This is a genomic window from Frigoriflavimonas asaccharolytica (assembly GCF_013294015.1).
Taxonomy (GTDB): domain Bacteria; phylum Bacteroidota; class Bacteroidia; order Flavobacteriales; family Weeksellaceae; genus Frigoriflavimonas; species Frigoriflavimonas asaccharolytica.
The window spans coordinates 102,664-115,427 of the sequence record NZ_JABSNO010000001.1; the positions used below are offsets into that span (position 1 = coordinate 102,664).

The window sequence follows — 12,764 nt, forward strand, 5'->3', positions numbered from 1 at the left end:
ACTATTATTTAGAATTATTACAAATTAGCCAATATGACAATTTGCAGTTACATTTGGTTGTTAACTTTATGTTAAAAATCTTATTTTTGCTCAAAATATAGGTGTTCTGATTCTCTTCAGAAAATTTTATTCACATAAGTATATATAAATGATAAGTTGGAAAAAGCATTTTAAACAGGGATTGATAACAATAGCACTATTGTTAGTTTCCACTGCTCCTATCTACGCTCAAGGAGATGCCAAAAACGGAGAAAAACTCTTTAAGGCAAACTGTACAGCATGTCACGCATTAGATAAACAGCTAGTAGGACCAGCTTTGGGTGGTGTAGTTGCGCGTCTAAAAGCGGATCAAAATTTAGATACGGACTGGATACACAAATGGGTAAAGAATAACAAAGAATTAAGAGCTTCTGGCGATAAATATGCCAACGAAGTTTTTGAAAAATTCAATAAAACGGAAATGCAATTGTTTCCGAATCTTCAAGATAAAGACATTGATGATATTCTTGAATATACTACCAATCCACCACCACCAGAACCAGATCCAGTAGCTACACCAGTTGATGGTGCTGCAGCAGGAGCTTCCGGAGAAGATAGTTCTACTTCAAAAATAATTCTAGTATCTCTATTAGCTATAGCTGGTTTACTAATAGCTTTAATGTTCAAAATTGGACAGTTGGTGAAGCTTCAGCAAAGTGAAGAGTTAACCGCTGCAAATGCTAGAAATGCAAAATCTTTTGCTCAAATCTACGAGAAGTACAGCGTTGTTGGTAAAATTATATTAGGTGCTTTAGCAGTATTTGCATTCTATGGCTTTTGGAACTGGCTAATGTGGATAGGTGTTTACAAAGGTTATAAACCAGAACAGCCAATATATTTTTCCCACAATATTCATGCTGGTGTTAACAAAATTGATTGTCAGCTTTGTCACTCATCTGCGAAATATGGAAAAGTATCAGAAATACCTTCTATGAATGTATGTATGAACTGCCACAAAATGATACCAGAATACAAAGGAAAATATCTTGAGCCAGGAAAAGATAGAGATTTCTACACAGGAGAGATTAAAAAAATCTATGAAGCAACTGGTTGGGATGAAGCATCTCAAAGTTATACAGGAAAAACGAAACCTGTACAATGGACAAGAATACACAATATGCCAGATTTTGTTTACTTTAATCATGCGCAACACGTTGTAGCTGGTGAACAAGCAATTATCAGCTCGCACAATAAGAAAAATCCTGACAATAAAATTGACGTAGTTTGTAAAGCATGTCATGGTAAAATTGATACCATGAATGTAGTACAAATGGCAAATGATTTCACGATGGGATGGTGTATAGAATGCCACAGAACTACTGAAGTAGATATGACGAATGGCTACAATCAAGCATATTTTTCAGGTTTACATGATAAATTGAAGAAGCAATATCCTAGTTCCAATGGTAAAATTACGGTAAGTGCTATCGGTGGAATGGAGTGTGGTAAATGTCACTATTAATAATTTTTAATTAAATAAGAAGTATAAATGGCTTCCAATAAAATACAATTCAGAAGTATCCAAGAACTCAAAAACCCAGGCTTGAACAAGCAACTGGCAGAAAAAGAGTTTCAAAATGAAATTCCTGTGGAAGAGTTTCTAGGCAATACTGAGAAATTAAACAACGGTTCTACTTCCAGAAGAAATTTCTTGAAATTGATGGGCTTTTCTACTGCTGCTGTTACTTTAGCAGCTTGTGAAGCACCAGTAATTAAGAGTATTCCTTATGTCGTGAAACCTCACAACATAATCCCTGGGATTTCAAATTATTTCGCATCATCTTTTTATGATGGATATGATTTCGCTAGTGTTTTGGTAAGAACAAGAGAAGGTAGACCTATCAAAATAGAACCGAATCCTCTTGCAAATCAATTAGGAAAAACACACGCAAGAACACAAGCAAGTATTTTGTCTTTATATGATAATGACAAAATAAAGCAACCAAAACTTGATAAAAAAGATGCAACTTTTTCTGATGTAGATGATTATACATTAAAAGTATTATCTGAAGCGAAAAACGCCGGAAAAAAAATTGTTTTGCTTTCTCATTCTTATGCTTCTCCAACTTTCAAAAAATTATTTGGAGATTTTAAATCTAAATATCCAACTGCAGAACTAGTAACTTATGATGCTATACCTTATTCAGCAGCATTGGATGCAGCGGAAGAAGTATTTGGACAAAGAGCTTTGCCAGTTTATGATTTAAGTAAAACTCAATTAGTAGTTTCTTTCGGAGCAGATTTCTTGAATGATTATAATGGAAGCAATCTAGATTCTTCCTACGCTGAAGCAAGAAAACCTGGTGAAAACATGTTGCGCCACATACAAGTAGAAGCAAACATGTCTCTTACAGGTGCTAATGCAGATACAAGAATTAGCCTTAAACCAAGTGCAGCAAACAAAACTCTAGTTGATGTTTACAATGCATTAAATGGAGGTGCAACAAATAATAAAGCAGCTGCAGAAATTGCAAAAGAATTGCAAGCAAAAGGAGCAAATGCAGTAGTATTTGCAGATGGATCAAAAGCTGCACATGTAATTGCACATGCTATTAATCAAAAATTAGGATCAACTGCCTTTACAGGAAAAGCAAATCTTCTAAAAGAATTTAACGCAAAAAGATATCAAGAATTTTTGGGTTGGATGAATGCAGGACAGGTTCATGTTATAATTTCCAATAATGTAAATCCACTATATTCAGGTCAAAAAGCTGAAGATTTTGGTAAATTATTAAAAAAAGTTCCGAATGTAATAGCTGTTGCTGATAAGAAAAACGGAATGTATCAAGCTGCTAATGCTGCAATTCCTGTAGCAAATTGGCTAGAATCTTGGGGAGATATTACACCGCAAACTGGAGTATATTCTCTAATACAACCTACTATTCAAAAAATATTTAAATCCAGACAAATTGAAGAATCTCTTTTAGTTTGGACGAATGGTAAAAATAATACAAATAACAATTATTACGATTATTTAAAAGCAAATGCAACTGCCTATCTTGGTGGTAAATCTTTTAATGAAGCATTGTATAATGGATTTGTAGAAAACGAAAATGGTGGAAATTTATCTTATTCAGGTGGAAATCTAGCACAAGCAATTTCAGAATTAGGACAATTTAAAGAAGGAAAATTAGAATTAGTATTGTATACAAAATCTTCCATGGGAGATGGTACACAAGCAAATAATCCTTGGTTGCAAGAACTTCCAGATCCAATCACAAGATTATCCTGGGATAACTATGTAAGTATTTCTCCAAAAGATGCAGAAGAATTAGGTTTCGAAAACGATCTAAATGGTAGAATGCAATTGGATGGTTCTTTGGCAAACATAACCGTAAACGGAGTAAAATTAGAAAATGTACCTGTATATATTCAGCCAGGACAAGCAAAAGGTTCTTTGGGATTAGCGCTTGGATATGGTAAAAAAGATTCAGGTAAAACAGCAGATACAGGTATAAACGCTTATCCTATTTTTGATGGGACCAATTTAGCACTTACCAATGTAAATTTAGAAAAAGTCTCTGGTGAGCATGAGTTTGCAGGTATCCAATTACAAAATACATTAATGGGTAGATATGAAATAGCAAAGGAAGTTCCTTTAGCAGAATTCATTAATGTACCTTTTGATGACCATAAGCATGGATGGAATAAACCGTTGGAATATCAAACCATTAATGGTGATATGCCAGCTGGAAAAATAGATCTTTGGGGAATGTTTGATGATCAAGATGGTCCACATTTCAATTTATCTGTAGATTTAAATTCTTGTACTGGTTGTGGAGCATGTGTTGTAGCTTGTCAAGCAGAAAATAACGTTGCCGTTGTAGGGAAAGAAGAAGTAAGAATGTCTAGAGATATGTACTGGTTGCGTATAGATAGATACTACTCTGCAAAAGAAAAAATTGAAACAAAGGAACAGGTTGAAAGAAATTTAAACGTTCCAGAGTTATATGATATTTTGATAGAGCCAGCAGAAAATCCAGATGTGATTTTCCAACCGGTAATGTGTCAACATTGTAACCACGCACCTTGCGAAACAGTTTGTCCAGTTGCGGCTACTTCACATGGTAAGCAAGGTCAAAATCAAATGGCTTACAACAGATGTATTGGTACAAGATATTGTGCAAACAACTGTCCATATAAAGTAAGAAGATTCAATTGGTTTAACTACCAATTAAATGATAAATTTGATTACACAATGAATAATGACTACAGCAGAATGGTATTAAATCCAGACGTTGTAGTAAGAACAAGAGGTGTAATGGAAAAATGTTCAATGTGTATACAAAGAACGCAATTCACTATTTTGGAAGCTAAAAAAGACGGTAGAGTTGTACCGGATGGAGAATTCAATACTGCCTGCGCACAAGCTTGTCCTACTAATGCTCTACAATTTGGAGATATGAATGATAAAGCTTCGGGAGTTAGAAAACTTTATGCAAGCAATAGAAGATATACTTTGCTAGAAGAGATAGGTACAAAACCAAACGTTTTCTACCACACCAAAGTAAGAAATAGAACAGAAGAAAAAGAAGTTTAAAAAATAATAATAAGGTAACAGATGTCACATTACGAAGCCCCGATAAGGGAACCTTTAATTATTGGTCACAAAACATATCACGATATTACAGAGGATATAGCAAGACCTATAGAAGAAAGAGCAGGAAAACTATGGTGGGTTTCACTATATATTGCTTTAGCCCTTTTTATCTACGGTTTTGGCTGTATAGCCTACACTATCGGTACAGGTATTGGAGCTTGGGGTCTTAATAGAACCATCAACTGGGGATGGGATATCACCAATTTCGTTTGGTGGGTAGGTATTGGTCATGCCGGTACACTAATATCCGCTGTATTATTACTATTCAGACAAAGATGGAGAATGTCTGTAAACAGATCTGCAGAAGCAATGACTATTTTTGCAGTTGTGCAAGCAGCTATCTTTCCAGTAATACACATGGGTAGAGTTTGGGTAGGATATTGGGTTTTCCCATTACCAAACCAATTTGGTTCTTTATGGACGAATTTTAACTCACCACTTCTTTGGGATGTATTTGCAATTTCTACCTACTTTTCCGTATCAACCGTTTTCTGGTTTATGGGATTGATTCCAGATTTTGCTATGATCCGAGACAGAGCGAAAACACCGTGGACAAGACAAATCTATACGTTTCTAGCATTTGGCTGGGGAGGAAAGGCAAAACACTGGCAAAGATTTGAAGAACTTTCTTTAGTTCTTGCAGGCTTGGCTACACCACTTGTATTCTCTGTACATACCACAGTATCTTTTGACTTTGCTACATCCGTGATAAAAGGATGGCACTCCACGATATATCCACCATACTTTGTAGCTGGAGCTATCTTTTCAGGATTTGCAATGGTTCAAACTTTACTTTTAATAGCGAGAAAAGTTTGTCACCTAGAAGAATATATCACAATATACCATATCGAAATTATGAACATCGTAATCATCCTTACAGGTGGTATGGTAACTGTAGCCTATGGTTGTGAATATTTTATCGCTTGGTATTCTGGAAGTAGATTTGAAGATTTTGCATACCTTACTCCAGGAGCAGCAACAGGACCTTACTGGTGGGCATTCTGGGCATTAATTTCTTGTAACTTAATATTCCCAGCTCTATTTTGGTTCAAGAAAGTAAGAACAAACATTATTGCAACATTTATATTGGCATTAATTATAAACATAGGAATGTGGTTTGAAAGATTTGATATTATTGTTATCAATCTTTCTAGAGATTATCTACCAAGTTCTTGGACAATGTTTATGCCGTCTATTATAGATGTAGGAGTATTTTTAGGAACTATAGGATTCTTTTCTGTATTATTCCTACTATATGCAAGAACATTCCCTGTAATAGCACAGGCAGAATTGAAGACTATTTTGAAAATGTCAGGAGAAACTTATAAAGCAAAAGAAGGAGATGAACACCACTAAAATTATATACGGCCTATATGCCGACGATGATGATTTGATGAACGGAGTAAAAGCTTTCAATGATAAGGGTATATCCATCAATGAAGTTTATACACCATTCCCAGTGCATGGTCTAGACAAAGCTTTAGGACTAAAGAAAACAAGAATTTCAGATGCCGCTTTTATTTATGCAGTATATGGAGTCACCGTAGGAAGTTTGATTACTTTTTATACAATGAATCACGATTGGGCACAAAATATTGGTGGAAAACCATCATTTGATTGGTTTCACAATATGCCAGCTTTCGTAGTTCCAATGTTTGAATTAATGGTATTTTGCGCAGCACACATGATGTCTCTTACTTTTTTAGCAAGAAACAAAATGTATCCTGGTGCAGCACCACAAAATCCAGATCCAAGAACTACCGATGATAAATTTATGATGGAATTTATATCTGATGATGTAGAAAGCATTAAACAAGTTTTGATAGACACAGGAGTAGAAGAAATAACCGTAAAAGATGCGTAAAATGAAGAACAGTATTATAAAACTTACAGCACTCTTTAGTATTACAGTAATGGTATTAAATTCTTGTGGACCCAATCAAAATCCACCATTAGTTTATTTTCCAGATATGTATTTCCCAGTAGCTTATGATCCTTTGATGAAAGCTGAAGATGCGTACTCAAAACATGAAAATGAAATTCCAGCATTTGTAAGAAACGATGGTGCTACTGGACTCGGACCTATTGATGGTACCGTTTCTAGAAACAAAGATGGGGTAATAGAGGATAGTAATGACAAAGCACTTACACCAGATCAATATAATGGTGGCTATGATATTGCAAAAACAATTACAAATTCTCCATTAGATCCTAAAAATTTCGCTAAAGATATCGAAAGAGGAAAAGGACTATATGAAAAAACATGTAGTGCTTGCCACGGTGTTGGTGGAAATGGACAAGGTCCTATCGTAACAAGCGGTGCCTATTCTGGAGTTCCAGCTTATGCAGATAGAGATATAACCGTAGCATCTGTACACTATGTAATGATGAATGGAAGAAATGCAATGGGAAGTTATGCAGGAATGTTGAATGCAGGAGATAGATGGAGAGTTGCAATGTATGTAATGAATGCGTTTAAGAAAAATGCAGCAGCTCCAGCAAATGCAGCAGTAGCAACGACAGCCACAGAAACACCTGCAGTTAAATAATTAAAAAGAAGTAAAAATGTATCAATTTTCATCTAAATTAAAATTAGTTTCTATAGCACTCCTCGTTGCAGGTTTGGTGCTGTTTGCTGTTGGTTATTTTATGAATCATAGCATAGATGATGTAAAAGTAGAACACATGATGGAAGCAGTTCATACCGCTGGTCATACATCTGCTCTTAATTCTAGCGAACTAGTTGGTCCACAAGATCACGAAGCTCACTTGGAACATGCAAAAATGCAAATTCACAACCAACCATTAGCTGCAATTCACTTGGTAGCAGTTTTCTTCTTCGGATTAAGCTGTGCTGCAATGTTTTTTTACAGTATACAACACGTTTCACACGCTGGTTGGTCTATTATTATCACTAGAGTAATGGAAGCTATAAGTGGATATATTCCTTATGGTGGTGCCATATTAATTATCTTAATGATTCTTAATGCTACGCACAACGGACATTTATTTCACTGGATGGATCCTGCGTTAACAGATCCAAATTCAGATCATTTTGATGTGATTTTATTTGAAAAAAAGAAATTCTTAAACATACCATTCTACGCTTTTAGAACAATTTTTTATGTAGTCGGAGCATCTTTCCTTACCTGGAAATTGAGAAGACAATCAAAATTAGTAGATCAAACTAAAAGCCTAAGAGATTATCAAATACTATACAGATGGGCAGTTGGATATTTAGTATTTTTCGGTTTCTGTTCTGCAGCTTGGGCATGGGATTGGTTGATGTCTATAGATCCTCACTGGTATTCTACTATGTATATTTGGTATTCTATGGTAAGTTGTCTTACAAGTGGAGTTGCTGCAATTATCTTGATAAGTGTTTATCTTAAAAAGAAAGGATTCTTACCACAATTTAATGATAATCATTTACATGATTTAGGAGTTTTCCTTTTTGCAACAAGTATGCTTTGGACATACACTTGGTTCGCGCAATTCATGTTGTATTGGTATGCAAATGTACCTGAAGAAGTAAACTATTTCATGGCAAGATTTGAACATTATTACTGGGTTTATCTTCCAATGTTAATTCCAAATTTCTTCTTACCATTATTGGTATTGGTTAGTTCTAGCATCAAAAGAAATTACAAAGTGGTTTGTACTATCGCGGTAATTGTAATTCTAGGTCACATCTTAGATTACTTCAATATGGTAATGCCGGGAACAGTTGGAGCATACTGGAAAACACCAGAAGTACTAATTTTAACAATAGGTTCTGTTCTTTTCTTCATAGGATTATTTACATTCATCGTGATGACAACATTATCTAAATTGAAATTAATTCCAACAGGAAATCCATACTTGAAGGAATCAGAGATATATGAATATCCTTTCTAATCTATTTTAGAAATCTATAAATAAAAAGACTGTTAATTAATTTTAACAGTCTTTTTTCATTATTAAATGATTTTTCAGACAACCATCTACAGAAAAAATTGTCTAATAATTAGAACAAAATTAAAAATCCTCATTCTATGAAAACCATACTTACGATCCTGCTGATAATATTTTTCAACATTTTGAATGCTCAAACCATTCAATTTATTTCTAAAACTACCAATCAGCCATTACCAAAAGTATCTGTTTTTGGTAAAGATGGAAGTATTTTAGCATATTCTGATATTGAAGGAAAAATTGATAAAAATCTAATCACAAAAGATCAAGCAGAATATCAACTCATTTATGAAAACGAATCCATTGCAAAACTTCCCTACTCCGCTTTCGAAAATTCTATCATAAAATTAAATGATAGAATAAGAGAAATAGAAACTGTAGTTATAAAAAAAGGAGATCAAGCAAAATACATCATTGTTACAGGAAACTTTACTTCATATGTTACTTTAAACAATAGACTAAACTGCTATGCAGATGGCATTGTAAGTTATGTTTTTGAAAGAGAAAATGGCAAATTAAAAAGTACAAATGTATTGCAATACAGAATTTATACTCTAGACATTGCTGAAAATATTCATAAAAAAACCTCATTATGGGACTATAAAAATTTTATGGAAACACCAGATTTAAAAAAAATAACAAATCTGGATGACTATAAAAACAATAAAGCACAAATAGCAGAATTAAAATTAGGAGAAAAAGATGTGATGCAAGTAAGTGGTTCTTCTTTGAAAGAAAAAGAATTGTCTTTTCTAGGTTATCGCTTATATGATTTCAATACCGTTTTAAATTTATCTTTCGAAAAAAATTCCAAAAAACAATTGCGAGACATTATAGATTTTAGTTCCATCACAGATTTGAAATTGAAACACAAAACGGAGGATGATTATAATCAAATAATAATTTACAACAATTTCCACGCTACAGAAATAGATTTCGGAAATAACAAAAAAATAGAAGACGTAAAATTTTCAAAAAGCAAAAGTAATTACAAAGAAAAATATTGGGAGAAAATAGACTTCCCTAATTTGCAAATCATTTTCAGCCAATATTTTAAAGAAGATCTTAAAGAAAAAGCAAATTGACATTTCCAGCCAACTACAAGATGTAGACATTCAACAGAAAGGAAAAAATTGTCTATCATAAAAGGCAAGCGCATCGTATAAATTCCTTAAAATAAAATATTAAATCTATTATACACCTACTAAACAATCTCAAATCTACGATACAAGCTATCTCCTGTTAAAAATTTATGATAAATTATTAAAGGTTGATGAAGAGTAAATCTTGAAATCAGAACTACTTTATTGGCTAATAAAAAAAAATGAGCGCTTCCAAAGAAGTGCTCATTTTTATTAGATAAAAACACTTATTAAAGTGTTTAAATAAATATTACCATGCAGAAGCTAAATAAGGGAATGAAGTCAAAAATGGTTTATCATTTGAGTTTACATTATCTTTCGTTAAGCCAGGATTTGAAGTACCTCCTGGTCCACCAAAAATTAGTAATAATTCTGTATCAATTACATCATCAGCAAGTGCACGACCAGTTAAAACATTGGTACCATCAAAAAATGTAGTTGGTGCAACTTTTGAAACTCCTAATACATCTGTAGCTAATAAACCTGTGAACTGCGCTGCAGTTTGGCCAAGAGCATTTGTAGTATAGGCAGGGTTCAAATTCATCAATCTAGTTTGAAAAACTGACTGATATGCTGCTCCCATTGCAGATGGAATGGTCGTATTAAAAGTATTTTTAGGAGCTCCAGATGCTATGAATACTGTATTTATTGCAGGGCGACCCATTTGATCAGCTTGTACAAATGTACCAGAAAAATCAGTTTGCTGTGATATGAATTCATCATTATCATTACAACTGGTAAAAACTGCCGTTGCCATAAGTGATAATGCCAAGATCTTGAATATATTATTTTTCATAAATTTAGATTTAAAGTGTATGTGTAGATTATTGTTTTTGTTTAGTTTCTGCCCAAACATTAATAGTTGAAGAAGATCCCAACAAAGATTTTGGTACTTCTATTACAGTTGCTAAAACATTTGTACCTGCAAAAGTATCAGTTCCAGGATTGTTGAAACTCGTAGCAGAACCACCTAGAATTGCAGTAAACCTTGTGAAATCAAAGAAAAACGGATCGTCTCTTGGTCCAGCGAAAAATTTCATTCCATTTGTTGCTGTTGCAATACTTGGCGCAGCACCATAAGCAGAAATATCTACACTACCAGAAGGAGATCCAGTTTTAATAGTACTAGATGTTCCAGTAGTTCCAGGAGCAACTGGTCCGAAGAAATACATTTTATTCCCTTTTCTAATAGCTTGGATAACAAGATCTTCTACATTATCACCGTTGTTATCAATGTTTATTTCAGTTAAAACATTTTCACTAAAGCTAGCAGAAGCAGAAGCACTTGGAGAAAGTAACCCTTGCTCATTTACTACAAATACCAAATTGTTGGAATCTGCTCCTTGAAAAGCATAGACATCTGTGATATCATTTGCACTTCCCGTTACAGCTGGAGCATCGATGTGATCTGCAGACATAAAGATCAGGCCCGAAATCGCTACTAGCGATAAACCTAAAATAATTTTTGTTTTTTTCATGTTTAAAAATTTATTGTTGTTAATATTAGCATTTACGAATACATCTTTCCATTGGTTTTATTAATTGTGATTAAAGTTTCAGAAGTTTAATCTTTATTAAAATTATCCCCAATAAAAAATATTTTTTACCTATACAATTTGCAATATAATAAATTAATTATATTACGATATTCTACTTATTAGTTGTTAAATTAAGCTATTCAAATTTTTTAAGAAATATTTTTAAACTTTTTCTAAAATTATAACTCTTTCTAGATTGGCAAAAATTTCTCAATTTCTATTCCTAAACATTATGCTAAATTAAAAATCCTTGGAAATAAAAATAAAATCTAGAATATGTAATGGATTTAGTAAATTTGTATAAACAATTTGCTATGAAAAAATTTCTACTTTTATTTATAATATTTGCTACTTGCACCATTAGTTGCAAAAAGGATAGCGTAGACCCAAGTTCTACACAAAATTTTCGTGCTAGTATCAATGATATGACGTCTAGTCTCAACACATTGCAGCAAACAAAATTTAATGAAGCACTTTATATTTTAAAAACTCTAGGTGTACAAGCAGAAGGAGAGGAAGCACAAATGAAATCTCTTCGAGAACTTCTTGCTGGCAAAAAAGTACCAGAAATATTCGCACTTGCAGACCAAGTTGCTCTTCAAAATAATTTCCTTTGGACAAGTTCTGGTCCACCATCTTTAGGTGTTCTTAATATATTTGAAGATATAAAAGCAATAGAAAAGGATCCAAACGAAATTATTGCTTCTGCATTAAGCGTTACAACCAGACCTAGCGCTATAGACAGCATTCTAGGACCACGGGTTTTACAGATAATTCCGAGGTTGGTAGATAATACGGGAAATCCAGTAGATTTCAAAGGTGCAGCTTTAGAAACAACAATGGTTGTTACAAGCAATGGATCTCAAGTTTTGAGTTCAAAAAATTTAATGATTGATAATAATTTTCAAGGCTTTACTATCAAATTTGCAAATTTGCCTGCAGATAAAATATATGATGATAGAATAGATGTAACAGTGACAGTAAAAACAGCAAAGAAAACCTATAAAATGACGAAGGTTGGTGTTGCCGTAAATTCTAGAGCCATGCAAAGAATTCAAATAATTGACGAAGATCCCGTAGAAGTTACCAACCCAGAAAATCCCACAAGTACAACCGTAGAAAATCCTATTGACAATACAACCGTACCGAAAGACCCAGCGAAACCTAAAACTGCTGGCGAACCAAAAACTACAGTACAAAACTTCTTGAATAATTTGAGCAGTCAAAATTTGAAAAACGCTTACGACACGTCTGCAAATCCAAGTTGGGGAACATTTGAAAATTTCTCTAATGCAAATAGTGGTTTCGGTAATGTGAAAAAATTAAATGTAAAAAACATTAAAACAAACTCCACGTCAGCAAACGCATCTAGCGTAAATGCAACATATGACGTGACAGATAAAAACGGAAAAACTACAGCACTACAAGTAACCTTCGGGCTAAAAAACGTGAATGGCGAATGGAAAATATCCAGCTACAAGATCAATTAAA

At 33.6% G+C, this 12,764-nt stretch carries 10 protein-coding genes; 8 read left to right on the top strand and 2 right to left on the bottom strand.

Features of this window, described 5'->3' with window-relative positions:
- Positions 1–148 precede the first annotated feature (148 nt).
- From HNQ03_RS00445 to HNQ03_RS00475, 7 genes are all read left to right on the top strand, one after another.
- Positions 149–1,501, top strand: a complete 1,353-nt coding sequence (locus tag HNQ03_RS00445; protein ID WP_173777669.1) for a c-type cytochrome — start codon at positions 149–151, stop codon at positions 1,499–1,501.
- Positions 1,502–1,528: 27 nt separating this feature from the next.
- Positions 1,529–4,579 (top strand): TAT-variant-translocated molybdopterin oxidoreductase, encoded by a 3,051-nt coding sequence (locus tag HNQ03_RS00450; protein ID WP_173777670.1) that lies wholly within the window; start codon positions 1,529–1,531, stop codon positions 4,577–4,579.
- A gap of 21 nt (positions 4,580–4,600) precedes the next feature.
- Complete coding sequence (gene nrfD, locus HNQ03_RS00455) at positions 4,601–5,995, top strand: NrfD/PsrC family molybdoenzyme membrane anchor subunit (protein ID WP_173777671.1); 1,395 nt, start codon at positions 4,601–4,603, stop codon at positions 5,993–5,995.
- Entirely contained in the window at positions 5,982–6,503 is a 522-nt protein-coding gene (locus HNQ03_RS00460) for a DUF3341 domain-containing protein (protein ID WP_173777672.1), read from the top strand. The genes nrfD and HNQ03_RS00460 overlap by 14 nt, the downstream gene beginning before the upstream one ends.
- A complete protein-coding gene (locus HNQ03_RS00465; protein WP_173777673.1) occupies positions 6,496–7,188 on the top strand; it encodes a c-type cytochrome in 693 nt (230 codons plus the stop codon). The genes HNQ03_RS00460 and HNQ03_RS00465 overlap by 8 nt, the downstream gene beginning before the upstream one ends.
- Positions 7,189–7,204: 16 nt before the next feature.
- Positions 7,205–8,536: a quinol:cytochrome C oxidoreductase gene (locus tag HNQ03_RS00470; protein ID WP_173777674.1), complete on the top strand. Its 1,332-nt coding sequence runs from the start codon at positions 7,205–7,207 to the stop codon at positions 8,534–8,536.
- A gap of 137 nt (positions 8,537–8,673) precedes the next feature.
- Positions 8,674–9,678: a hypothetical protein gene (locus tag HNQ03_RS00475; protein WP_173777675.1), complete on the top strand. Its 1,005-nt coding sequence runs from the start codon at positions 8,674–8,676 to the stop codon at positions 9,676–9,678.
- 307 nt (positions 9,679–9,985) lie between these two features.
- Here HNQ03_RS00475 and HNQ03_RS00480 read toward each other — a convergent pair whose 3' ends face one another.
- Complete coding sequence (locus tag HNQ03_RS00480) at positions 9,986–10,531, bottom strand: DUF4331 family protein (protein WP_173777676.1); 546 nt, start codon at positions 10,529–10,531, stop codon at positions 9,986–9,988.
- A gap of 28 nt (positions 10,532–10,559) precedes the next feature.
- A complete protein-coding gene (locus HNQ03_RS00485; protein ID WP_173777677.1) occupies positions 10,560–11,213 on the bottom strand; it encodes a DUF4331 family protein in 654 nt (217 codons plus the stop codon).
- Between the two features lie 374 nt (positions 11,214–11,587).
- Here HNQ03_RS00485 and HNQ03_RS00490 point away from each other — a divergent pair, with 374 nt between their 5' ends.
- Positions 11,588–12,763: a hypothetical protein gene (locus HNQ03_RS00490; RefSeq protein WP_173777678.1), complete on the top strand. Its 1,176-nt coding sequence runs from the start codon at positions 11,588–11,590 to the stop codon at positions 12,761–12,763.
- Position 12,764 lies beyond the last annotated feature (1 nt).